General features: G+C 60.5%; 23 protein-coding genes and 4 tRNA genes. 20 read left to right on the plus strand and 7 right to left on the minus strand.

Translation table 11 applies throughout. The annotated features are described in order from the left end of the window. Positions 1-122: 122 nt before the first annotated feature. The 3 genes from QBK88_RS11125 to QBK88_RS11135 form a co-directional block, all read right to left on the minus strand. Positions 123-199, minus strand: a tRNA-Met gene (locus QBK88_RS11125). A gap of 199 nt (positions 200-398) precedes the next feature. Further along, a tRNA-Met gene (locus tag QBK88_RS11130) sits at positions 399-475 on the minus strand. A gap of 175 nt (positions 476-650) precedes the next feature. Then, a tRNA-Met gene (locus tag QBK88_RS11135) sits at positions 651-727 on the minus strand. A 260-nt stretch (positions 728-987) separates the two neighbouring features. Between QBK88_RS11135 and dinB the strand changes: the two genes are divergently transcribed. Beyond that, positions 988-2,052, plus strand: a complete 1,065-nt coding sequence (gene dinB / locus QBK88_RS11140; RefSeq protein WP_268149268.1) for a DNA polymerase IV — start codon at positions 988-990, stop codon at positions 2,050-2,052. Between the two features lie 144 nt (positions 2,053-2,196). Here dinB and QBK88_RS11145 read toward each other — a convergent pair whose 3' ends face one another. From QBK88_RS11145 to QBK88_RS11155, 3 genes are all read right to left on the minus strand, one after another. Continuing rightward, positions 2,197-3,147, minus strand: a complete 951-nt coding sequence (locus tag QBK88_RS11145) for a hypothetical protein (RefSeq protein ID WP_277962074.1) — start codon at positions 3,145-3,147, stop codon at positions 2,197-2,199. A gap of 16 nt (positions 3,148-3,163) precedes the next feature. After that, on the minus strand, positions 3,164-4,879 hold the full coding sequence (locus QBK88_RS11150; protein WP_277962075.1) for a proline--tRNA ligase: 1,716 nt from the start codon (positions 4,877-4,879) through the stop codon (positions 3,164-3,166). A gap of 156 nt (positions 4,880-5,035) precedes the next feature. Further along, entirely contained in the window at positions 5,036-6,391 is a 1,356-nt protein-coding gene (locus QBK88_RS11155; RefSeq protein WP_277962076.1) for an OprD family porin, read from the minus strand. Positions 6,392-7,302: 911 nt separating this feature from the next. Between QBK88_RS11155 and QBK88_RS11160 the strand changes: the two genes are divergently transcribed. Together QBK88_RS11160 and QBK88_RS11165 are read left to right on the plus strand one after the other, a co-directional pair. Continuing rightward, positions 7,303-7,740 (plus strand): HIT domain-containing protein, encoded by a 438-nt coding sequence (locus QBK88_RS11160; RefSeq protein ID WP_277962077.1) that lies wholly within the window; start codon positions 7,303-7,305, stop codon positions 7,738-7,740. Further along, positions 7,730-7,936 (plus strand): SlyX family protein, encoded by a 207-nt coding sequence (locus tag QBK88_RS11165; RefSeq protein WP_268149278.1) that lies wholly within the window; start codon positions 7,730-7,732, stop codon positions 7,934-7,936. Before QBK88_RS11160 ends, QBK88_RS11165 begins: the two co-directional genes overlap by 11 nt. 64 nt (positions 7,937-8,000) lie before the next feature. Here the strand turns inward: QBK88_RS11165 and QBK88_RS11170 are convergent, their stop codons facing one another. Then, entirely contained in the window at positions 8,001-8,603 is a 603-nt protein-coding gene (locus QBK88_RS11170) for a cold-shock protein (protein ID WP_277962078.1), read from the minus strand. A 513-nt stretch (positions 8,604-9,116) separates the two neighbouring features. On the opposite strand from QBK88_RS11170, the gene QBK88_RS11175 reads away from it, so the two are divergent. The 17 genes from QBK88_RS11175 (at position 9,117) to QBK88_RS11255 (ending at position 22,222) form a co-directional block, all read left to right on the plus strand. Beyond that, positions 9,117-9,449, plus strand: a complete 333-nt coding sequence (locus tag QBK88_RS11175) for a ribbon-helix-helix domain-containing protein (RefSeq protein ID WP_445764921.1) — start codon at positions 9,117-9,119, stop codon at positions 9,447-9,449. 128 nt (positions 9,450-9,577) lie between these two features. Further along, positions 9,578-9,799 carry an FmdB family zinc ribbon protein gene (locus tag QBK88_RS11180; RefSeq protein WP_158156980.1) on the plus strand — a complete coding sequence of 74 codons (222 nt, stop codon included), beginning with the start codon at positions 9,578-9,580 and terminating at the stop codon, positions 9,797-9,799. A 94-nt stretch (positions 9,800-9,893) separates the two neighbouring features. After that, positions 9,894-11,669 (plus strand): aspartate--tRNA ligase, encoded by a 1,776-nt coding sequence (aspS, locus tag QBK88_RS11185; protein ID WP_158156982.1) that lies wholly within the window; start codon positions 9,894-9,896, stop codon positions 11,667-11,669. Positions 11,670-11,854: 185 nt separating this feature from the next. Beyond that, on the plus strand, positions 11,855-12,601 hold the full coding sequence (locus QBK88_RS11190) for a YebC/PmpR family DNA-binding transcriptional regulator (protein WP_277962079.1): 747 nt from the start codon (positions 11,855-11,857) through the stop codon (positions 12,599-12,601). A gap of 107 nt (positions 12,602-12,708) precedes the next feature. Continuing rightward, positions 12,709-13,233, plus strand: coding sequence for a crossover junction endodeoxyribonuclease RuvC (gene ruvC / locus QBK88_RS11195; RefSeq protein ID WP_268149281.1), 525 nt, complete (start codon positions 12,709-12,711; stop codon positions 13,231-13,233). A gap of 98 nt (positions 13,234-13,331) precedes the next feature. Next, the gene (gene ruvA / locus QBK88_RS11200) at positions 13,332-13,940 is read left to right on the plus strand and encodes a Holliday junction branch migration protein RuvA (RefSeq protein ID WP_277962080.1); all 609 of its coding nucleotides are present in this window, start codon (positions 13,332-13,334) and stop codon (positions 13,938-13,940) included. Then, positions 13,941-14,999: a Holliday junction branch migration DNA helicase RuvB gene (ruvB, locus tag QBK88_RS11205; RefSeq protein ID WP_277962081.1), complete on the plus strand. Its 1,059-nt coding sequence runs from the start codon at positions 13,941-13,943 to the stop codon at positions 14,997-14,999. 136 nt (positions 15,000-15,135) lie between these two features. After that, positions 15,136-15,591 carry a tol-pal system-associated acyl-CoA thioesterase gene (gene ybgC, locus QBK88_RS11210; RefSeq protein WP_277962082.1) on the plus strand — a complete coding sequence of 152 codons (456 nt, stop codon included), beginning with the start codon at positions 15,136-15,138 and terminating at the stop codon, positions 15,589-15,591. A 2-nt stretch (positions 15,592-15,593) separates the two neighbouring features. Further along, positions 15,594-16,289, plus strand: a complete 696-nt coding sequence (gene tolQ, locus QBK88_RS11215) for a protein TolQ (protein ID WP_027978760.1) — start codon at positions 15,594-15,596, stop codon at positions 16,287-16,289. A 14-nt stretch (positions 16,290-16,303) separates the two neighbouring features. Then, the gene (tolR, locus tag QBK88_RS11220; RefSeq protein WP_008366529.1) at positions 16,304-16,756 is read left to right on the plus strand and encodes a protein TolR; all 453 of its coding nucleotides are present in this window, start codon (positions 16,304-16,306) and stop codon (positions 16,754-16,756) included. Next, positions 16,753-17,841, plus strand: a complete 1,089-nt coding sequence (gene tolA, locus QBK88_RS11225) for a cell envelope integrity protein TolA (RefSeq protein WP_277962098.1) — start codon at positions 16,753-16,755, stop codon at positions 17,839-17,841. Before tolR ends, tolA begins: the two co-directional genes overlap by 4 nt. Next, positions 17,838-19,139 carry a Tol-Pal system beta propeller repeat protein TolB gene (gene tolB, locus QBK88_RS11230; RefSeq protein ID WP_158156994.1) on the plus strand — a complete coding sequence of 434 codons (1,302 nt, stop codon included), beginning with the start codon at positions 17,838-17,840 and terminating at the stop codon, positions 19,137-19,139. Before tolA ends, tolB begins: the two co-directional genes overlap by 4 nt. Positions 19,140-19,191: 52 nt before the next feature. Next, the gene (pal, locus tag QBK88_RS11235; protein ID WP_027978757.1) at positions 19,192-19,689 is read left to right on the plus strand and encodes a peptidoglycan-associated lipoprotein Pal; all 498 of its coding nucleotides are present in this window, start codon (positions 19,192-19,194) and stop codon (positions 19,687-19,689) included. A gap of 6 nt (positions 19,690-19,695) precedes the next feature. Next, the gene (gene ybgF, locus QBK88_RS11240; RefSeq protein ID WP_268149287.1) at positions 19,696-20,526 is read left to right on the plus strand and encodes a tol-pal system protein YbgF; all 831 of its coding nucleotides are present in this window, start codon (positions 19,696-19,698) and stop codon (positions 20,524-20,526) included. A 162-nt stretch (positions 20,527-20,688) separates the two neighbouring features. Continuing rightward, positions 20,689-21,336, plus strand: a complete 648-nt coding sequence (gene queE / locus QBK88_RS11245; protein WP_268149289.1) for a 7-carboxy-7-deazaguanine synthase QueE — start codon at positions 20,689-20,691, stop codon at positions 21,334-21,336. Positions 21,337-21,371: 35 nt separating this feature from the next. Beyond that, entirely contained in the window at positions 21,372-22,046 is a 675-nt protein-coding gene (gene queC, locus QBK88_RS11250) for a 7-cyano-7-deazaguanine synthase QueC (RefSeq protein ID WP_277962083.1), read from the plus strand. Between the two features lie 100 nt (positions 22,047-22,146). After that, positions 22,147-22,222 (plus strand) — tRNA-Lys (locus QBK88_RS11255). Positions 22,223-22,343: the final 121 nt, after the last annotated feature.

Raw genomic sequence — 22,343 nt, forward strand, 5'->3', positions numbered from 1 at the left:
AAGTTTCATGTTTCTTCCACCTGGCCACGCAAGGGTGGACCACGATACGGCAGCTTTGTGCCCGAATTATTTCTGCGGCCAAACGAAAAAAGGCCACTCTTGCGAGTGGCCTCTTTCGTATATGGTTGCGGGAGCCGGATTTGAACCGACGACCTTCGGGTTATGAGCCCGACGAGCTACCAGACTGCTCCATCCCGCGTCTGTGTGGGCGGATTCTACAGCAGATCACGAGTGTGTCAACACTTGATTTCCTACCGTGGCGACTTGTCGCAGTGCGCGCAAGCCCTTGAACCTTCTGAATATTTCTTTCCGTGCCGAAGTGCCGGGAGTAGGGGCGCCAGGGTGAAAACATGCAGAAACAAAAAAGGCCAATCTTTCGATTGGCCTTTTCTGGTGTTTGGTTGCGGGAGCCGGATTTGAACCGACGACCTTCGGGTTATGAGCCCGACGAGCTACCAGACTGCTCCATCCCGCGTCTGTGGGGGCGGATCCTACAGCAAGCAGCGAAGGTGTCAACTGTTATCTTTGTTGATGCGTGTCTGGTCTCATCACGGGTGGCTTTCCGGCCACAGTCGCTGCCGGTAGAGATCCGTGCATAAATCAGGCGCAAACAAAAAAGGCCAATCTTTCGATTGGCCTTTTCTGATGTTTGGTTGCGGGAGCCGGATTTGAACCGACGACCTTCGGGTTATGAGCCCGACGAGCTACCAGACTGCTCCATCCCGCGTCTGTGGAGTTGATTCTACAGATTTCCCCAGGCCTGTCAAACGTGCATGTAGGGAAAAGTCTTTTCGTTCAATTGCTTAGGGTGCTCTCGAAGTGCCTGAAAGCCAGACTGGCTGGGCCTTTCGGAGCTATCGAAGGGGGCTTTTTGATTGAAAAAATAAATGTGGCTGGCGCGCTGGGCGTGCCTTCTCTGCCAGGTGGGTGAGATACTGGGTGCGCTTTGCAGCAAAGCGCTTCCTTATATAGACAGAACGCCGGGCCATGACACAGCGCAAAATCATCCACATTGACTGTGACTGCTTCTACGCCGCCATCGAGATGCGTGACGACCCCAATCTCGCCGGCAAGCCGTTGGCGGTGGGCGGCTCGGCAGAGCGCCGTGGCGTGATAGCCACCTGCAATTACGAAGCGCGTGCCTATGGCGTGCGCTCAGCCATGTCCTCGCGCCATGCCTTGAAGCTGTGCCCGGACCTGACCATCGTCAAGCCCCGGATGGACGCCTATAAAGAAGCGTCGCGGGAAATTCACAACATCTTCCGTGAATACACCGACCTGATCGAACCGTTGTCATTGGACGAAGCCTATCTGGACGTCTCCGAGTGCCCGCATTTTTCCGGTAGCGCCACGCGCATTGCCGAAGACATTCGCCGCAAGGTGTCGCGGCGGTTGCACATCACCGTGTCGGCGGGGGTCGCGCCCAACAAGTTCCTGGCCAAGATCGCCAGTGACTGGCGCAAGCCCAATGGGTTGTTCGTGGTGACCCCGCCCCAGGTCGAAGAGTTTGTCGCGGCTTTGCCGGTTAGCAAGCTGCACGGGGTGGGGAAGGTCACGGCCGACAAGTTGGGCCGCTTGGGTATCAGCACCTGCCTGGAGCTGCGTGACTGGAGCAAGCTGGCGCTGGTGCGCGAATTCGGCAGTTTCGGCGAGCGGCTGTGGAGCCTGGCGCGCGGCATCGACGAGCGGGCTGTGCACAACGACAGTCGTCGCCAGTCCATCAGTGTGGAAAATACTTATGATACCGACCTGCCCGACATTGCTGCCTGCCTGGCGAAACTGCCGGAGTTGATGGAGACGCTGGCCACGCGCATGGCGCGTATCGACAGCAGCTACAAGGCGGGCAAGCCCTTCGTCAAGGTCAAGTTTCATGACTTCAGCCAGACCACGCTGGAGCAGGCAGGGGCCGGCAGGGATCTGGAAAGTTATAAGCAGTTGCTGAGCCAGGCGGTGGCGCGGGGTGGCAAACCAGTACGCTTGCTGGGAATAGGGGTGCGGTTGCAGGATGTGCGCGGGGCGCATGAACAGCTCGAGCTTTTCAGTACCACGTAGCGTGGTCGCGCGAGGGGCGGCACACAGGCCTCCAGGGCCGGGCGCCAACTCGGTAAAAGGGCACCGCGGGGTTTCAGGCGCGGCGCGGTAAAGCGTTACCGGGCTTCGCCCGGTCCCGCAAGGGGGAGGGCGCTGAACCCTCGGTCAAATACCAGGGTCAGCCACCAGGCGGCCGGCGTCGCGGGTCAGTGAGCGCAGGAATTGCTGTTGCAGCTCCGGATCGTTGCGGGTCAGCTCGATCAGGCTTTGCTCCAGCTCGCTGGCTTCCTCTTCCATGCCCAGGTCTGACAAGCGCTTGACCCTGCGCACCCATTGGCCGACGTCTTCGCCTTCAAGATCGTCGTAGATCAGGGCGCGCGCTTCGACCAGCTTGCCGCGCAGGTCGCTGCTCAGCCCCAGGGTGGTGTCAGCGCGAACGTTGTCGTCGGCATCCTCCACACTGATCTTCAACTGGTTGACGTTTTTCAGGTCCTGGTCGGCAAACGGGCTGTCCAGCAGGTTGACCTTGAGCACACCGTTCTTGTCGGTGGTCAGCTCATAGGTCTGCTTGCCGGACTGCACGTCCACTGGCCGTTCGCTCCAGGGCAGGCTCGTGGTTTCCACGCGCTTGTCCTTCTGCACCTGGTCCACGCCTGCCAGGTTCTGCTGGGCGCGACCGTTGGACTGCACATTCATGAACGGGTTGAGGCCGGCGAAGCCGTAACTGATCCAGTCCTTGGTGACGCTGTCGGGCAGTTGCCCGAACATGAACACGTTCAGCACATTGGCGCCGACGCCGGCCACCACCGCCACCGCGCCCAGCGGGATCTCGTAGACCTCCCGCCAGGGTTGGTAGGGCGTGAAGCGGTCGTAACGGCGGGTAACCTCGAACTCGGTGACCTCGAAGGTCTTCTGTTCGTGAATGCGCACACGCCGCTGGGGCAGTTCCAGCGATGCCGGAGTGCCCGCGTCGATCTGCAGGCTGTGGTCGAGCAATTTGCGCTCGACCCGCTCGTCATGCTCGCTGCGCTGGGACATGTGGTTGGCACAACCACCCAGCAACAGGGCGCCGCATAACACGGTGCCCTTCAGTTTTACGCTACTTCGCTTGGCCATGGTTTCTCGCGTCTGATCAGCGACGCACGCGTGCCTGGATGAACGACAGCACGTCGGCGACGGCGATGGCCTGGGCCTCGCCTTCGGTACGGCTCTTGTATTCAAGGTTGCCTTCGGCCAGGCCGCGGTCGCTGACCACGATGCGGTGCGGAATGCCGATCAGTTCCATGTCGGCGAACTTGATGCCCGGGCTGGTTTTCTTGTCGCGATCGTCCAGCAGCACTTCATAACCGGCGGCGGTCAGTTCTGCGTAGAGCGTGTCGGTCGCTTCGCGCACCTGCTCGGTTTCATAGCGCAGCGGTACCAGGGCGATCTGGAAGGGGGCCAGGGTGTCATTCCAGATGATACCGCCAGCATCGTTGTTCTGCTCGATGGCTGCGGCCACCACGCGTGAAACGCCAATGCCGTAGCAACCCATGGTCAGGGTCACTGGCTTGCCGTTCTCGCCCAGTACCTGGCACTTCATTGCTTCGCTGTACTTGGTGCCCAGCTGGAAGATATGCCCCACTTCGATACCGCGCTTGATCACCAAGGTGCCCTGGCCGTCGGGGCTTGGGTCACCTTCGACGACATTGCGCAGGTCAGCGACTTCCGGTAATGGCAGGTCGCGCTCCCAGTTCACGCCGAAATAGTGCTTGTCATCAATGTTCGCGCCCACGCCGAAGTCGCTCATCAGCTCCACCGAGCGGTCGATGATGCAGGGGAGCGGCAGGTTCAGCGGGCCCAGGGAGCCAGCACCGGCGCCAATGGCGTCGCGCAGTTCGGCATCGCTGGCCATGACCAGAGGGCTGGCCACCAGCGGGTGGTTGCTGGCCTTGATTTCGTTCAGTTCATGGTCGCCACGGATCACCAGGGCAATCAGCTTGCCTTCCTCGGCCGCGTGCACGATCAGAGTCTTGACGGTCTTTTCGATAGCCAGACCGAAATTTTCCACCAGCTCGGCAATGGTCTTGGCGTTCGGCGTGTCTACCAGGCGAAGTTCCTCGGTGGCGGCGCCACGGGCTTTCTCGCGCGGGATGGCCTCGGCCTTCTCGATGTTGGCGGCGTAATCGGAGGTGTCGCTGAACACGATGTCGTCTTCGCCGGACTCGGCCAGCACGTGGAACTCGTGGGAGCCGGCGCCGCCGATCGAGCCGTTGTCGGCTTCCACGGGGCGGAATTTCAAGCCCAGACGGGTGAACACGTTGCAATAGGCCTGGTGCATGCGGTCGTAGGTCTGTTGCAGCGACGCCTGATCGGCGTGGAAGGAGTAGGCGTCCTTCATGATGAATTCACGGCCGCGCATCAAGCCGAAGCGTGGGCGGATTTCATCGCGGAATTTGGTCTGGATCTGGTACAGGTTGATGGGCAGCTGTTTGTAGCTGTTCAACTCGTTGCGGGCCAGGTCCGTGATCACTTCTTCGTGGGTAGGGCCGGCGCAGAAGTCGCGGTTGTGGCGGTCCTTCAGGCGCAGCAGCTCGGGGCCGTACTGTTCCCAGCGGCCGGACTCCTGCCACAGCTCGGCAGGCTGGATGCCAGGCATCAGCACTTCCAGGGCGCCGGCGGCATTCATTTCCTCGCGCACGATGTTTTCCACCTTGCGCATCACGCGCAGGCCCATCGGGAGCCAGGTGTACAGGCCCGAGGCAAGCTTGCGGATCATGCCGGCGCGCAGCATCAGCTGATGGCTGATGACGACCGCGTCGTTGGGGACTTCTTTCTGGGTGGCGAGCAAATATTGACTGGTGCGCATGATAGGCCGTGTCTGTTGCTGAATTTTATAGAGGCTGGGCATTGTACGGTGCACGCCTTGCGACGTACAGGGCATGTCGGCGTGGTGCTTGCCCCTGAAACGAGGAAGCCCGGCATGGGCCGGGCTTCCTTGTATACCGCTACCGAGACCCTGGGGTTACAGGATCGACAGTGGGTAGTCGACGATCAGGCGGAACTCGTCGATGTTGCCTTCGGCCTGGTCGGCGTTGCCACGGTGCCACGCTTGGCGAATACGGAAGGACAGGTCTTTGGCTGGGCCTTCCTGTACTACGTATTTGGCTTCGACGTTGGTTTCGTGGTGTTTGCCGTCTTCGCCATAACCGTAAGCGCGGTATGGGCTGTCGGCGGCCATTTTGGTGCCGTCGATGTCGTCACCGTGGATGTAACGGGCCATGAAGCTCAGGCCAGGTACGCCGAAGGTGGCCATGTTCAGGTCATAACGGGCCTGGAACGATTTCTCGCCTGGGCCGTTGAAGTCAGAGTACTGAACGGAGTTGGCGAGGAAGATCGAGTCGCCACCGCTGTTCTTGTCGCCAAAACCGATGTAGTCGAACGGGGTGTCGCCGTTGACTTTCTGGAAGCCCAGGGTAACGGTGTGTGCCGACAGGAACGAGTAGGCGGCGGACAGCGAGAACGTGTTGTTGTCGATGCTGCCAGCCTTCGAGCTACCGGTATCGGTGGTGCGGTAGTAGTTGAAGTCGAACGTCACTGCCTGGGTATCAGTCAGTGGCAGCACGTAGTTCAGGTTGGTGTAGTACTGGTTCCAGATGTCTTCCAGCTTCGCGCCATACAGCGAGGCCGTGAAGTTGTCATTGATCGCGTACTTGCCACCGGCATAGCTCGCCGAATTCGCGGGGACGTTGGCATAGGTGGCCCACAGTTCGCCGTCGCGGTTGGTGGTGTTCGGGCTGGTGGCCGAGTAGAAGTGGCCGCCTTCCAGATCAAGACCTTTGATTTCGCTGCTCATCAACGAGAAACCGCTGGTGGTCTGCGGGTCCAGGCGCGAGCCGCCGGCGGCGAATACCGGGGCAGTGGATGGCTGCTGGTCGCCGATTTTCAGCATGGTCTTGGAAACGCGGAACTTGATGGCCGCGCCAGCCTTGGCGTAGCTGTCATGGTTCTTGCCGTTGACGGTCTGGCCTTCGTCGTTGACGTAGGTGTCGTAGGTCAGGTTGCCCGAGCCGGAGGTGCCGGCACCGCCGTCAAGCTTCAGGCCCAGGTAACCGAAGGCGTCGATACCCACGCCGATGGTGCCTTGGGTGAAGCCGGAAGTGAACACGCCCTGAATGCCTTGGGACCAGTCACGCAGGTCATGGGCGCCGTCGCGTTTGTTACGGTTGAAGTAGTAGTTGCGAAGCAGCAGGTTCAGGGTGCTGTCTTCGACAAAGCCCTTGGAGTCCGCCTGATCGCTAACGAATGCTGCGGCGCTGGCCAGCTGCGTGCTAGCCGCGGTAACTGCCAGTGCGATTGCGCTCCACTTAATCACTTTCATCGTGATTTGCTCCTTTGGTTTTTAGGAAGAGTACTGCCGTCCCACCTGAATTATTATCTGGGCGGCTCTTTCTTTTTGTGTCGGCGCAACTTATATCACGCTGACGCTTTATGGCGATACTTCTCAGCTCAATCTTGCAGTTTCTTTACGAGCCTGTCGCAAAAACTTCCATCCCTGTCGCAAACCACAGCTTTGGTGTAACAAGCTGCACAACTACAGCGCTGTTTTCAAGGCTGTGGCATAGAGAAAAAAGTTCTAGCCTCCTGCTTGAAAACACCTCCGGGGCATCCGTGCAGCTGCTGTTATATGTCGCCGGTCAACCCGTCATGGGCTGCCTGCTGACTTGGGTGGGTACGAATGCAACAAGCGTGCACAAACGTGCCAGGCGATGACAAAACTTTCACTTTTTTTTCGCAAGGGCCACCACGCCTAATGAAAACGGGGGCGTGACGGGGAACTTGACGGCACAAAAATGATCGCGTTCGTTTCCAGACCTGTGCTGAAACGTTACCGAGGGCGCGGGAGAGTGGGAACTTGGCGGATGAATGGCGCACTGGCATTACTCACTCTGGGCCGTTTTGGTGCGAAAAGTAGCGGTTGCTCCTCGCAGCCTAGTAGAGAGTTCTACTTTGGCAAACCCGACCACAGGCATGGAGAATCTCCCCCTTGAACGATTGTGCGGCAGGCCTTGCGGGCGGTTGCCCACAGGGCTTGGGCGCACCGACGTTGGCGGCTGCTTTTGGTGCGTGGCGCGCCGTGTTGGTGCGCCTTGGTGCCTCTTCGCAGGCCGCCTGTCGCACCGTGCTGGCGTTAGTCCGTGAAGCTGCGGGCAATCGCGGGTATCCTGTGTCGGCATGCAGCCTCCTGGCTCGTCGTGCTAAAAAAATTTTCACCTTGCCGGAGATCTCGCGGTGTTTTCTTTAGATTCGCGCCTGCACCAGGACACCCACGTCATCGGGGATTTTCCCCTGAGCCGGCTGCTGCTGAGCAATGACGCCAACTATCCCTGGTTTATTCTGGTGCCTCGTCGGGAGGCTATCAGCGAGCTGTTTCAGCTCAGTGACACCGACCAGTTTCAGTTGTGGCAGGAAACCACTTTCCTGGCGCAAGTTCTGAAGGACGCTTACGCGGCTGACAAGATGAATGTGGCGACGTTGGGTAATGTTGTGGCCCAGTTGCACATGCATGTAATAGTGCGCCACACGGATGATGCCGCCTGGCCGGCACCGGTATGGGGTAAAGTTGCCGGCAAGCCTTACAGTGCCGAACAAGTTGCGCAGGTGCGTGCGCGGCTGCGTGGCGTACTTACCAGCGATTTTGTATTTCTGGAGGCTGACCATGACGCTTGAAGCCCGGGTCATGGAGCTGGAAAGCCGCCTGGCTTTTCAGGATGACACTATCCAGGCGCTTAATGATGAGCTGGTGCAACAGCAGCGTCAGGTCGAGCGCCTGCAGTTGCAGATGGCTGCCTTGCTCAAGCGCCAGGAAGAAATGGTCGGCCAGTTCGGCATGAGCGAGCAGGAAGCACCGCCGCCTCATTATTGAGAAATCATGGGCGAAAAAAACCCGCGTTCGGCTTCGGCCGAGCGCGGGTTTTTTCATGGCCGGGTCAGCGCCGCGGGGAGGCGGCGATCACGTCTTCGGCCTGCAGACCTTTGTCACGGTTCATCACCGAGAACTCCACGCGTTGGCCTTCGACCAGTACGCGATGGCCTTCGCCACGAATGGCGCGAAAGTGCACGAAGATATCGTCGCCCGAGTCGCGGGAAATGAAGCCGAAACCCTTGGAGGTATTGAACCACTTCACGGTGCCGGTATCCCGGTTGCTCATGTCGTAGGAAGGGGCGGCAGCAGCAGGGCTGGCAGTATAGAAGCTGGTCGCCAGGTGCAGCAGCACAGCCACTACGGCGCAGGCCAGGCTTGGCAGGATAGCGGCGAAACCACCGATATTGCCCAGGGGCGCCAGCAAGGTAACGGTTTGCAGGACCACGGCCATGACCAGCAGGATGCTGACCAGGTTTTGCAGTTGATGGCGTGGGCCCTTGTTCCAGTAGGGGATCACCGGGGCAAGGATCAGGTTGAGCAAGCCGAAGAATGCCAGGTAGATGGCATCGGGTTGTTGCAGGTAAGGCACCGCTTCGGCCCGCAGGCTGGGTATGACGGACAGCAGCAAAGCCGCGGCGCCCGTCAGGAGGTGGACAATTTTCAACATTTTATTTAACTCACGTTCAGACGGATCACGAGGAAGAGCTGGCGCGCCACGGTGCGCATCGGAACAAAATGAGACGCAGTTCACGGGGCAGGCACAGCCTGCACGGGCACACGTAATAAAGGTGTGTACAGCGCAGGGCTTCTATTTAACAGCAAAGCGTGGACCTACTCAAATCAGCGGCCCGGACGGTCATGGCGTGTCCCCGGTCCAAACGTTTGCGCAGCCCAGGGCAAGTGCAGGGAGCGGCAATGGAGGGTAGAGGGGGGTATTACCCGGTCATGCGCGATGCGAAAACACCGTCATGCGGGTCAATGCCCCGTGCTGCCCGGCTCCAGGCAGTTGGCCGGGTTACCCCGGTAAACTATTACTTGGCCATGGTGATGAGTTCCTACACAGGGAAGTGTCGGTTCCGCTAGTTGTGGGTATTTAGTTAGGGCTTCATAGGCGCAGGGAAATGATGAACTGCAGGTGTTCTTTTTAATTGCACTTTTACACAAGGATGTGGTGCTGATCATGACTAGGGAAATGACTCGAAGTGTTCGTCTGCCGTCGGCGGCCGGCAAGATCAATGACGATCCATTCGTCGCCGATTTCAACATGGGGCTCGCGCAGCCGCTCTCGCGTTCCGTGAGGCTCAATGGCTTCGCCACCTGCCTGCGGCTTGAGCAGGTGTACTGGAAGATTCTGGACCGCATCGCCTCGGCCAATGGCTGCTCGGTCAATGCCATACTTTCCCATGTGGACCGTGAGGTCCACCTGCGCCACGGTGGGGTCAAGAACTTCAGTGGGTTGATTCGCGTGGTCTGTGTCGTGCACTTGCTGCAGCGCGAGGATACCGCCCATTGAGCGGGGCGGGGGCGGCGCGCGACATTCGGGGTGTCGCCACGGCTGCAAGTCGCGCGGTATAAGGATATAATCCCGCGCTTTGCCGCGTGGCGCGGCCGTGCCGTGTACTTGTTTGCCGAGACATTCCCATGCCCATGTACGACTATCAATGTGCTTCCTGCGGTCACCAGATGGAAGTCATCCAGAAAATCAGTGCGTCGCCACTGACCGACTGCCCGGCCTGTGAGGCCCCCGAGCTGAAGAAGATGCTCTCCATGCCCGGCTTTCGCCTGAGCGGGACCGGCTGGTACGAGACCGACTTCAAGACCGGCAGCAAAAAGAATCTGGCGGGCGGCGACAAGGCTGATTGAGTTGAACTGCACCCGCAGGGTCTTGCACTATTAGCCCAGCCAAGGCTTGCAAGCCTTTTTCCGAATACCGAATACGAGAAGCGAAACCACCATCATGATGCGCAGCCATTATTGCGGCCAACTGAACGAGACCCTGGACGGTCAGGAAATCACCCTTTGCGGCTGGGTCCACCGCCGTCGCGACCATGGCGGGGTGATTTTCCTCGATATCCGTGATCGTGAAGGTCTGGCCCAGGTGGTCTTCGACCCGGATCGCGCCGACACCTTCGCCGCTGCCGACCGCGTGCGCAGCGAATACGTGGTCAAGGTCACCGGCAAGGTGCGCCTGCGTCCGGCCGGCGCCGTCAACCCGAACATGGCCTCCGGCCAGATCGAAGTGCTGGGTTACGAGCTGGAAGTGCTGAACGAAGCGGAAACCCCGCCGTTCCCGCTAAACGAATTCTCCGACGTGGGTGAAGAAACCCGCCTGCGCTATCGCTTCATCGACCTGCGCCGCCCCGAAATGGCCGAGAAGCTGCGTCTGCGTTCGCGCATGACCACCAGCATCCGTCGGTTCCTGGACGAAAACGGCTTCCTTGACGTCGAGACGCCGATCCTGACCCGCGCCACCCCTGAAGGTGCCCGCGACTACCTGGTGCCGAGCCGCACCCACGCCGGCAGCTTCTTCGCGCTGCCGCAGTCGCCGCAATTGTTCAAGCAACTGCTGATGGTGGCCGGCTTCGACCGTTACTATCAGATCGCCAAGTGCTTCCGCGACGAAGACCTGCGTGCCGATCGTCAGCCTGAGTTCACTCAGATCGACATCGAAACCAGCTTCCTCAACGAGGAAGACATCATGGGCCTGACCGAAGGCATGATCCGCAACCTGTTCAAGGAAGTGCTGGACCTGGAATTCGGCGAGTTCCCGCACATGACCTTCGAAGAAGCCATGCGCCGCTACGGTTCCGACAAGCCGGACCTGCGTAACCCGCTGGAACTGGTTGACGTTGCCGACCAGCTCAAGGACGTGGAATTCAAGGTGTTCAGCGGCCCGGCCAACGACCCGAAATGCCGCGTCGCCGCCTTGCGCGTGCCTGGCGGTGCCAGCATGCCGCGCAGCAAGATCGACGACTACACCAAGTTCGTCGGCATCTACGGTGCCAAGGGCCTGGCGTACATCAAGGTCAACGAGCGCGCCAAGGGCGTCGAAGGCCTGCAGTCGCCTATCGTCAAGAACATCCCGGAAGCCGCGTTGAACACTATTCTGGACCGCGTGGGCGCCGTTGATGGCGACATCGTGTTCTTCGGTGCCGACAAGGCCAAGATCGTCAGCGAAGCCTTGGGCGCGCTGCGCCTGAAGGTGGGCAACGACTTCAACCTGCACACCTGCGAGTGGGCACCGATGTGGGTCGTCGACTTCCCGATGTTCGAAGAGAACGAAGACGGCAGCTTCACAGCGCTGCACCACCCGTTCACCGCGCCGAAGTGCTCGCCCGAAGAGCTGGAGGCCAACCCGGCCACCGCTCTGTCGCGCGCCTACGACATGGTATTGAACGGTACCGAGCTGGGTGGCGGTTCGATCCGTATCCACCGCAAGGAAATGCAACAGGCTGTGTTCCGTTTGCTCGGTATCAACGAAGCGGAACAGGAAGAGAAGTTCGGCTTCCTGCTCGACGCGCTGAAATACGGCGCGCCGCCCCACGGTGGCCTGGCCTTCGGTCTCGACCGCCTGGTGATGCTGATGACGGGCGCCCAGTCGATCCGCGAAGTGATCGCCTTCCCGAAAACCCAGAGCGCTGCCTGCGTCATGACTCAGGCCCCGGGCCTGGTGGACGCCAAGGCACTGCGCGAGCTGCATATTCGCCTGCGCGAACAGCCCAAGGCTGAGTAAGAGCTGAACCAGAGCGCATCTTCGGATGCGCTTTTCACATGGCAGACAGGTTTATTTCCCTGGGGAACGCTGTTTTTGTGGGAGCTGGCTTGCCAGCGAGTTGTTGGAGGCTTGAACACCTCACTGGCAAGCCCGCTCCCACAGAAACATCTGCAATTGTTTTAGAGAAGAATTACGGAGTTGTTATGGCTGGCCATTCCAAGTGGGCGAACATCAAGCACCGCAAAGAGCGTCAGGATGCCAAGAGAGGCAAGATCTTCACCAAGTGGATTCGCGAACTGACCGTCGCCGCCCGCCAGGGCGGTGGTGATCCAGGTTCCAACCCGCGCCTGCGCCTGGCCCTGGACAAGGCCCTGGGCGCCAACATGAGCCGTGACATCATCGACCGCGCCGTGGCCCGCGGTACCGGCGCGGCCGCCACCGATGACATGGTCGAGCTCACCTACGAAGGCTACGGCCCGGGCGGCGTGGCGGTGATGGTCGAGTGCATGACCGACAACCGCAACCGCACCGCTGCGGCCGTGCGCCACGCGTTCAGCAAGTCCGGTGGCAACCTGGGCACCGACGGTTCGGTGGCCTACCTGTTCGAGCGCAAGGGGCAGATTTCCTTTGCCGCCGGCACGGACGAAGACGCGCTCATGGAAGCGGCCATGGATGCCGACGCCGATGACGTCACCACCCATGAAGACGGCTCAATGGACGTATTTACTTCGTTCGCCAGCTTCTACGCGGTGCGCAACGCCCTGGAAGCCTCGGGCTTGAAGTCCACCGACGCGGAAATCGTCATGGTGCCAAGTACCAGCGCCGAGCTTGACCTGGAAGGGGCGGAGAAAGTCATCCGCCTGATCGATATGCTCGAAGACCTGGACGACGTGCAGAACGTCTACTCCAACGCGCAGATCCCGGACGAAGTGATGGAAAAGCTCGGCTGATCCCGCGCCACGTTCTACTCTTGAGGCCGGAGCAGCAGAATCGCGCGAGTGAGCGCGGCTTTGCCGCTCCGGTTTCTGCTTTTTCGGCCTTTCGAGCTGCAGGCTTTATGACGTTAATTCTTGGTATCGACCCCGGTTCGCGCGTCACCGGCTATGGTGTGGTGCGCGATACGGGCCGTGGCTGCGAATATGTGGCTTCGGGTTGCATCCGCACCGGTGGTGGTGAACTGCAGGCGCGCTTGCAGATCATCTTTCGTGGCGTGCGCGAAGTGATCCAGACCTATGGCCCTGTCACCATGGGCATTGAAAAGGTATTCATGGCGCGCAATGCCGACTCGGCCCTGAAACTGGGGCAGGCCCGTGGCGCCGCCATCGTCGCCGCCATGGAGGAGGGCCTGGAAGTGGCTGAATACTCCGCCACCCAGATCAAGCAGGCCGTGGCCGGTACCGGTGGCGCCAGCAAGGAGCAGGTGCAGATGATGGTCATGCACCTGCTCAAGCTGGTGGCCAAGCCGCAGATGGACGCCTCCGATGCCCTGGCCATCGCCCTGACCCACGCTCATACCCGTTCAAGCCTGATTCCCCATGGCCTGAGCACGGCGCGCAGCCGTGGCGGGCGCCTGCGGTTGTGACTGGCATCATCTGCTGAACATTTTTGACTTGCATGGCCGGTGGGGCCTGCAATGATGGCGGGCATTGCCTGCCGGTATCGCAACTATAGGATTGGACAGTGATTGGACGTTTGCGCGGCACCTTGGCGGAAAAGCAGCCGCCGCACCTGATTCTCGACGTCAACGGCCTGGGCTACGAGCTGGAAGTGCCAATGACCACCCTTTATCGCTTGCCGCCGGTCGGCCAGGCGGTGACTTTGCATACCCATCTGGTGGTGCGCGAGGATGCTCAGTTACTCTACGGTTTCTTTGAAAAACGCGAGCGCGAACTGTTCCGCGAGCTCATTCGCCTCAATGGCGTGGGCCCCAAGCTGGCGCTGGCGCTGATGTCGAGCCTGGACGTCGATGAGCTGGTGCGTTGCGTGCAGGCCCAGGATGCCTCCGCCCTGACGAAGGTGCCGGGGGTCGGCAAGAAAACCGCCGAGCGCTTGCTGGTCGAGCTCAAGGACCGTTTCAAGGCCTGGGAGACCGCCCCGGCGATGTTCGAACTGATGCCTACCGGTCCCAATACCGCGCCTCCGGTGGCCACCGCCGAGGCCGACGCCGTCAGCGCCTTGATTTCCCTGGGCTACAAACCCCAGGAAGCCAGCAAGGCCGTGTCGGCCATCAAGACCAAAGGCCTGAGCAGCGAAGATCTGATCCGCCACGCCCTGAAGGGAATGATTTAAGTGATCGAAGCCGACCGCCTGATCGCCGCCACCACCGGCCGTGACCGGGAAGAACAGCAGGACCGGGCCATTCGCCCCCTGAGCCTGGCCGACTACATCGGCCAGCCCACCGTTCGCGAGCAGATGGAGCTGTTCATCCAGGCTGCGCGCGGGCGCAACGAATCCCTGGACCACACCCTCATCTTCGGCCCGCCCGGGCTGGGCAAGACGACCCTGGCCAATATCATCGCCCAGGAAATGGGGGTGTCGATCAAAAGCACCTCCGGGCCGGTGCTGGAACGCCCGGGTGACCTGGCCGCCCTGCTGACCAACCTCGAACCTCACGATGTGCTGTTCATCGACGAAATCCACCGGCTGTCGCCCATCGTCGAGGAAGTGCTGTACCCGGCCATGGAAGACTTTCAGCTGGACATCATGATCGGTGAAGGCCCGGCGGCCCGCTCCATCAAGCTCGACCTGCCGCCTTTCACCCTGGTGGGGGCCACGACCCGCGCGGGCATGCTGACCAACCCGTTGCGCGACCGCTTCGGTATTGTCCAGCGCCTGGAGTTCTACAGCACCGCGGATCTGGCCACCATCGTCAGCCGCTCGGGCGGCATTCTCGGCCTGCCGGTGGAAGACGAAGGCGCCTACGAGATCGCCCGCCGTGCCCGTGGTACCCCGCGTATCGCCAACCGGCTGTTGCGCCGGGTGCGTGATTTCGCCGAAGTGCGCGGCAAGGGTCACATCACCAAGCCCATCGCCGACCTGGCGCTGAACCTGCTCGACGTCGACGAGCGCGGCTTCGACCATCAGGACCGGCGCCTGCTGTTGACCATGATCGAGAAATTCGACGGTGGGCCGGTCGGTGTCGACAGCCTGGCCGCGGCCATCAGCGAAGAGCGCCACACCATCGAGGATGTGCTGGAGCCGTACCTGATCCAGCAAGGCTATATCATGCGAACCCCGCGGGGCAGGGTGGTCACACGCCACGCCTACCTGCATTTCGGCCTCAATGTGCCAGGCCGTCTGGGCGAGTTGCCGGTGGCGGAACAGTTCGTCGATCCAGAAGACGAATAAGCCGATGGTGGCGATTTAATTGAGGTTTTTGCGGTCCTAGGGTGCAGACGAGGTTTTGCACCACCTGAACGGCGTGAAAACGAAGAAAAAACAGTTGCCTGGCCGGATTGGCAACCTGAGGAGTAAGCACTAGAGTATGCGCGCGCAAAATGGGGTTGGGTCGTTCGCACATCGTTGTCGCGTCTACTACGAAGACACCGATGCGGGCGGCGTCGTTTATTACGTCAACTATCTCAAGTTCATGGAGCGGGCACGCACCGAAAGGCTGCGTGGCCTGGGTTTCGTGCAGTCGGTTCTGGCACGCGAGAACGTGCTGTTCGTGGTGCACTCCAGCGAAGCGAGTTACCGGGTGCCAGCCCGTCTGGACGACGAGTTGCTGGTGACCGCGCAGGTGATTGAATTGAACCGTGCCAGCCTGCGCTTCAAGCAGCAGGTGTGGCGCGAAGCGGATATGACGCTGCTCTGCGAAGGGCAGTTTTTGGTGGCCTGTGTGCGCGCCGATACTTTCAAACCCCGGGCCATTCCCGAAGCTCTGCGTGCGGCCTTCGCTGCCGCAGACGGTCCGGGTACACACTCAATAGCAGGAGATTAAGCGTGGAAGCTAACGTCGTCGACCATACCTCCATGTGGAGCTTGGTCAGCAATGCCAGCGTGGTTGTGCAGCTGGTGATGCTGATTCTGGTGGCCGCCTCGGTCACTTCATGGGTCATGATTTTTCAGCGCAGCGCACTGATCCGTGCCGGCCGCCGTGCACTGGACACTTTCGAGGAGCGTTTCTGGTCGGGTATCGACCTGTCCAAGCTCTACCGCCAGGCCGGCAGCAACCCTGACCCGGATTCGGGCGTGGAGCAGGTCTTCCGTGCCGGCTTCAAGGAATTCTCGCGTCTGCGCCAGCAGCCGGGTGTGGACCCTGACGCGGTCATGGACGGCGTTGGCCGTGCCATGCGCGTGGCCATCTCCCGCGAGGAAGAAAAACTGGAGCAGACCCTGCCGTTCCTGGCGACCGTCGGCTCGGTGAGCCCATACATCGGCCTGTTCGGTACAGTATGGGGCATCATGAACTCCTTCCGCGGCCTGGCCGGTGCTCAGCAGGCCACCCTGGCTACCGTTGCCCCCGGTATTTCCGAAGCGCTGGTGGCCACTGCCATCGGCCTGTTCGCGGCCATCCCGGCGGTCATCGCCTACAACCGCTTTGCCGCCCGCAGCGAAACCTTGATCAGCCGCTACTACACGTTCGCTGACGAGTTCCAGGCCATCCTGCACCGTAAAGTGCACACCAGCGAAGAGTGAGCAGGTAATTACCCATGGCCCGAGTTCGCCAGAAACGCAAGCCGGTCGCCGAGATGAACGTGGTGCCCTACATCGACGTGATGTTGGTACTGCTGGTTATCTTCATGGTCACCGCACCGATGCTCAACCAGGGCGTGAAGGTTGACTTGCCCAAGGTTTCCAGCGAAGCCTTGCCGCAGGACAACAACACCCAGGTCCTGACCATTTCGATCAAGGCCGACAAGACCTACTACTGGAACCTTGGCAGCGAAGTCGACGCCGACAAGGTCCAGGACAAGGCAATGACCCTGCCTGCCATGACCGACGCCGTCACCAAGATCATCCGCGCCGGCAACGAAGGCGGCAAACGTACCCAGGTATTCATTCGTGGCGACAAGTCCGTGGACTACGGCGCCGTGATGGGCGCCATGGGCGGGTTGCAGAAGGCGGGTGTCGGTAACGTTGGCCTGATTACCGAGGCGCCCTGATGCGACAACGAGAGCCCTCCGCCTCGGAAAGCTATTTCTGGCCCAGTGTCTGGGCCATTGCCCTGCATATCCTGATTTTTGGCATGCTGTTCGTCAGCTTCGCCATGACCCCGGATCTGCCCCCTGCAAAGCCGATCGTCCAGGCTACGCTGTACCAGCTGAAGTCCAAGAGCCAGGCCACCACCCAGACCAATCAGAAGATTGCCGGGGAGGCCAAGAAGTCGGCTGCCAAGCAGACCGAAGTCGAGCAGTTGGAGCAGAAGAAGGTCGAGCAGGAGAAGCAGGAGCAAGCTGAGAAGGCCGCGGAACAAAAGCAGGAAGAAGCCGCTCAAAAGGCCCAGGAAGCCAAGAAGGCCGATGACGCCAAGAAGGCTGCCGCCGACCAGGCCAAGGCCGCCGCGGCCGACGCCGCGAAGAAAGCCGACGACGCCAAGAAGGCTGCTGAAGCCAAGAAAGCCGAGCAGGCCGATATCGCCAAGAAGAAAGCCGAGGAAGACGCCAAGGAAAAAGCCGAGGAGGACGCCAAGAAAGCGGCCGACGCGGCGAAGAAGGCAGCCGAAGACGCGAAGAAGAAAGCCGCGGACGACGCTAAGAAGGCAGCCGAAACTGCCCAGGAGGCGAAGAAAAAAGCCGCCGAAGACGCGAAGAAGGCTGCGGCCGACGACGCCAAGAAAAAGGCACAGGCAGCAGCTCGCAAGGCCGCTGAAGACAAGAAGGCGCAGGCATTGGCCGATCTGCTCTCCGACACACCGCAGCGCCAGCAGGCACTGGCGGACGAGCAGGGCGACCAGACCGCCGGCAACTTCGACGACCTGATCCGTTCCCGTGCTGCAGAGGGTTGGGCTCGCCCACCGTCCGCGCGCAAGAACATGACAGTGGTACTGCAGATCAACATGTTGCCTGACGGCACCATCACCAACGTTGCCGTGGCCAAGTCCAGTGGCGATGGCCCGTTCGATGCGTCGGCAGTGGCTGCGGTCAAGAACATCGGTCGCCTGGTCGAGATGCAGGGCCTGAAACCGAGTGATTTCAACCCTTACCGCAATTTCAAGATGACATTCACCCCTGAGGACCTTGCCTTGTGATTAACCTTCTTCGAGGACTGCTGGTTGCATTGTGCTGCGTTGCAGCCGTTGCCCAGGCAGATGAAAAGAACATTATGGTGACCAGCGGCAGCGATCGGGCCACCCCGATCGCCGTCGTACCTTTCGGTTTCCAGGGCGGCTCCGTGCTGCCCGAGGACATGGCACTGATCATCGGCAATGACCTGCGCAACTCGGGTTACTACTCGCCGATCGACAAGCAGAACATGATCAGCACCCCGTCGCAGCCAGGTGAAGTGGTATGGCGCGACTGGCAGGCCCTGGGTGCCCAGTACATCATGGTCGGCAGCATCGTCCCGTCGGGCGGCCGCCTGCAGGTGTCGTACGCACTGCTCAACGTCAACACCCAGCAGCAGGTCCTGACCGGCAGCGTTTCGGGTAGCGTTGATCAACTGCGCGACATGGCGCACTACATCTCGGACCAGTCGTTCGAAAAACTGACCGGCATCAAGGGCGCGTTCTCCACTCGCCTCCTTTATGTAACGGCCGAGCGCTTCAGCACCAACAGCACTCGCTACACCTTGCAGCGTTCGGACTATGACGGCGCCCGCGCCGTGACCCTGCTGCAATCGCGCGAGCCGATCCTGTCGCCACGCTATGCCCCGGATGCCAAGCGCATCGCCTACGTTTCGTTCGAGCAGAAGCGCCCGCGCATCTTCGTTCAGAACGTCGACACCGGTGCCCGTCAGCAGATCACCAACTTCGAAGGCCTCAACGGCGCCCCGGCGTTCTCGCCTGACGGCAGCAAGCTGGCGTTCGTGCTGTCCAAGGACGGCAACCCGGAGATCTACGTGATGGACCTGGCGTCCCGTGGCCTGACCCGCCTGACCAATGATCCGTCCATTGATACCGAACCGTTCTGGGGTAAAGATGGTCGTACCATCTACTTCACCTCCGACCGCGGTGGCAAGCCACAGATCTATAAACAGTCGTTGGGCGGTGGCGGTGCCACTCGCGTTACCTTTATCGGTAACTACAACGCCAACCCCAAACTTTCCGCCGATGAAAAGACCCTGGTCATGATCCATCGCCAGGACGGTTTCACCAACTTCAAGGTCGCTTCGCAAGATCTTGAGCGTGGAAGTGTAAAAATCCTCACAGATTCAAGTCTTGATGAGTCGCCTACTGTTGCGCCCAACGGCACCATGGTAATCTACGCCACCCGCCAGCAGGGCCGGGGAGTCTTGATGCTCGTGTCGCTAAACGGCCGCGTGAGGCTCCCGCTTCCTACCGCTCAAGGCGAAGTCAGAGAACCGTCCTGGTCCCCTTACCTGAACTGACGCGGCGCTTTACGTTTTACTTAACACATTGGGGTTCATTAGGAGTTTCACGATGGAAATGCTGAAGTTTGGTAAATTTGCTGCGCTGGCTCTGGCCATGGCCGTAGCTGTAGGTTGCTCTTCGAAAGGCGGCGACAACGCTGGTCAAGCAGCTGTTGACCCTAACGCTGGTTACGGCGCAAACACCGGTGCTGTTGATGGCTCCCTGAGCGAAGAAGCTGCTCTGCGCGCAATCACCACCTTCTACTTCGAATACGACAGCTCGGACCTGAAACCAGAAGCCATGCGCGCTCTGGACGTCCACGCTAAAGACCTGAAAGCCAATGGCGCTCACGTCGTACTGGAAGGTAACACTGACGAACGCGGTACCCGCGAGTACAACATGGCTCTGGGCGAGCGTCGTGCGAAAGCCGTTCAACGCTACCTGGTTCTGCAAGGCGTTTCGCCAGCTCAGCTGGAAATCGTTTCCTACGGTGAAGAGCGTCCAGTTGCCACCGGCAACGACGAGCAGTCGTGGGCTCAGAACCGTCGCGTCGAACTGCGTAAGTAATTCGATATGCGAACGTGCCGCCGTGCTGTAACTATTCTGGCTCTCGCCCTGCCACTCGTGGCATGGGCCGAGGTTCCTGTGGTCGATGGTGATGGTTCCAGCAATGGCGCCAGCAGTTATCCACCTTCGGGTTATGGCACGAGCGGCGCCTACGCTGATTCCGGGGCGCAAGCCCCGGTTTCCGCGCAGGGTCAGCTGTTCATGCAACTGCAGCAAATGCAGGAAGACATCGCGCGTCTGCGCGGACAGGTCGAAGTCCAGCAAAACGATATCCAGCAGCTTAAACAGCAGAGTCTGGAGCGTTACCAGGATCTCGATCGTCGCATTGGAACCGGCACTGCACCTGCAGCCGCCGCGCCTTCCGAGAATTCTCCTGCCGGTGGCGATGTAAATGCCGCCGGTACGCCGGTGCCTCCGTCAGCAGCCGCCCAGGCGCCTGCGGCCAGCACCGAGCCGGGTGACCCGGCAAAGGAAAAACTGTACTACGACGCTGCCTTCGACCTGATCAAGGCGAAGGACTTCGACAAGGCCAGCCTGGCGTTCGCCGCCTTTCTGCGCAAGTACCCCAACAGCCAGTACGCCGGCAACGCGCAGTACTGGTTGGGCGAAGTGAACCTGGCGAAGGGCGACCTGCAAGGCGCCGGCCAGGCCTTTGCCAAGGTCAGCCAGCTGTACCCGAAGCATGCCAAGGTACCGGATTCGCTGTACAAGCTGGCTGATGTGGAGCGCCGCCTGGGTCATACCGACCGGGTCAAGGGCATCCTGCAGCAGGTAGTGAGCCAGTACCCAGGCACCTCCGCGGCGCAGTTGGCCCAGCGTGACCTGCAAAAAATGTGATCGGCGCTGCCGATTTGAAGAAACCCGCGCTTGCCGCGGGTTTTTTCGTTAGAATTGATGCCCTTTTATTTCAATACCCTTCCCTGAACTGCGCGTTGGCGGGTTCATCGAAGTGCCCAACGGAGGCGGTCAGCCTGTTTAGCTGTCATGCCCGTGGACCCTATGCAAGACACATTACGCATTACCGAAGTCTTCTACTCGTTGCAGGGGGAGACTCGTACCGCGGGGCTGCCCACGGTTTTCGTGCGCCTGACCGGCTGCCCGCTGCGCTGCCAGTACTGCGACAGTGCCTACGCCTTTTCCGGTGGCACCCTTCGCACCCTTGATTCGCTCATGGAGCAAGTGGCGCAGTTCAAGCCGCGCTACGTGTGTGTCACCGGCGGCGAGCCGCTGGCCCAGCCCAATGCCATTCCGCTGATCGCACGCCTGTGTGATGCAGGCTACGAGGTATCCGTGGAAACCAGTGGCGCACTGGACATCTCCAAGGTCGATACCCGCGCCAGCCGTGTGCTCGACCTCAAGACCCCGGCGTCCGAGGAATGCCATCGCAACCGCTACGAGAACATCGAGCTGCTGACCCCCAACGACCAGGTCAAGTTCGTGATCTGCTCGCGGGACGATTACGACTGGTCGGTTTCCAAGCTCATCCAGTACGGGCTCGACCGTCGCGTCAGTGATGTCCTGTTCTCGCCGAGCAAAGGCCAACTCAACGCCACCGACCTGGCCGACTGGATCGTTGCCGACAACCTGCCCGTACGCTTCCAGGTGCAGTTGCATAAACTGCTATGGAACGACGAACCCGGCCGCTGATCGCTTCGATCCCACATTCCTGAAGGACACCAGACATGACTGACAAAAAAGCGGTAATTCTGCTCTCCGGCGGCCTGGACTCGGCGACTGTCGTGGCCATGGCCAAAGCCGAAGGCTACACCTGCTACACCATGAGCTTCGACTACGGCCAGCGCCACCGCGCCGAACTGGACGCCGCCGCACGCGTTGCCCGTGACCTGGGCGTGGTGGAACATAAAGTCATCGGCCTGAACCTGAACGGCATCGGTGGCTCGGCGCTCACCGATAGCAGCATCGACGTGCCCGAAGCCCCTACCGAAGGTATCCCGGTCACCTACGTGCCAGCACGCAACACCGTATTCCTGTCCCTGGCCCTGGGCTGGGCCGAAGTACTGGGCGCCCGCGACATCTTCATCGGCGTCAACGCCGTCGACTACTCCGGCTACCCCGACTGCCGCCCCGAGTTCGTCGAAGCCTTCGAGCGCATGGCCAACCTGGCCACCAAGGCCGGTGTGGAAGGGCAGGGCTTCAGCATCAAGGCCCCTCTGCAAAACCTCAGCAAGGCCGACATCGTCAAGGCGGGCGTCGCCCATGGCGTGGATTACAGCCTCACCGTTTCCTGCTATCAGGCCGATGACCAGGGCCGTGCCTGCCGCAAGTGCGACAGCTGCCGCCTGCGCGCCGAAGGGTTCGCAGCCGCGGGTGTGAGCGACCCAACGCGATATTTTTGAAATTTTTTCAAAATAGGTGTTGAATAATCCTTAGAAATCAGTATTATACGCACCACAACGCGGCGACACAGACACACAGTCGCAAGCGATGCAACACAGCGGGTCGTTAGCTCAGTTGGTAGAGCAGTTGGCTTTTAACCAATTGGTCGTAGGTTCGAGTCCCACACGACCCACCATATGCAAGAAGAAAAGAGCCGGAAAGTGCACAGCACTCTCCGGCTTTTTTTGTGCCTGCGTTTTTTGGCCCGTGGCTTTCCTGGCTACTGCACAGCTCCTGCCTCTGGGAGAAACTGCCAC

The sequence above is a fragment of the Pseudomonas sp. RIT-To-2 genome, from assembly GCF_029623465.1.
GTDB classification, from domain to species: domain Bacteria; phylum Pseudomonadota; class Gammaproteobacteria; order Pseudomonadales; family Pseudomonadaceae; genus Aquipseudomonas; species Aquipseudomonas silvicola.

Bases quoted from the DNA above. Each gene is read 5' to 3' on its own strand.
- ruvC (WP_268149281.1), top strand. From the start codon at position 12,709: ATGACGTTAATTCTTGGTATCGACCCCGGTTCGCGCGTCACCGGCTAT.
- QBK88_RS11145 (WP_277962074.1), bottom strand. From the start codon at position 3,147: ATGGCCAAGCGAAGTAGCGTAAAACTGAAGGGCACCGTGTTATGCGGC.
- tolR (WP_008366529.1), top strand. From the start codon at position 16,304: ATGGCCCGAGTTCGCCAGAAACGCAAGCCGGTCGCCGAGATGAACGTG.
- queC (WP_277962083.1), top strand. From the start codon at position 21,372: ATGACTGACAAAAAAGCGGTAATTCTGCTCTCCGGCGGCCTGGACTCG.
- ybgF (WP_268149287.1), top strand. From the start codon at position 19,696: ATGCGAACGTGCCGCCGTGCTGTAACTATTCTGGCTCTCGCCCTGCCA.
- dinB (WP_268149268.1), top strand. From the start codon at position 988: ATGACACAGCGCAAAATCATCCACATTGACTGTGACTGCTTCTACGCC.
- QBK88_RS11180 (WP_158156980.1), top strand. From the start codon at position 9,578: ATGCCCATGTACGACTATCAATGTGCTTCCTGCGGTCACCAGATGGAA.
- QBK88_RS11155 (WP_277962076.1), bottom strand. From the start codon at position 6,391: ATGAAAGTGATTAAGTGGAGCGCAATCGCACTGGCAGTTACCGCGGCT.
- aspS (WP_158156982.1), top strand. From the start codon at position 9,894: ATGATGCGCAGCCATTATTGCGGCCAACTGAACGAGACCCTGGACGGT.
- QBK88_RS11165 (WP_268149278.1), top strand. From the start codon at position 7,730: ATGACGCTTGAAGCCCGGGTCATGGAGCTGGAAAGCCGCCTGGCTTTT.
- QBK88_RS11170 (WP_277962078.1), bottom strand. From the start codon at position 8,603: ATGTTGAAAATTGTCCACCTCCTGACGGGCGCCGCGGCTTTGCTGCTG.
- QBK88_RS11175 (WP_445764921.1), top strand. From the start codon at position 9,117: ATGACTAGGGAAATGACTCGAAGTGTTCGTCTGCCGTCGGCGGCCGGC.
- ybgC (WP_277962082.1), top strand. From the start codon at position 15,136: ATGCGCGCGCAAAATGGGGTTGGGTCGTTCGCACATCGTTGTCGCGTC.
- queE (WP_268149289.1), top strand. From the start codon at position 20,689: ATGCAAGACACATTACGCATTACCGAAGTCTTCTACTCGTTGCAGGGG.
- pal (WP_027978757.1), top strand. From the start codon at position 19,192: ATGGAAATGCTGAAGTTTGGTAAATTTGCTGCGCTGGCTCTGGCCATG.
- QBK88_RS11190 (WP_277962079.1), top strand. From the start codon at position 11,855: ATGGCTGGCCATTCCAAGTGGGCGAACATCAAGCACCGCAAAGAGCGT.
- QBK88_RS11150 (WP_277962075.1), bottom strand. From the start codon at position 4,879: ATGCGCACCAGTCAATATTTGCTCGCCACCCAGAAAGAAGTCCCCAAC.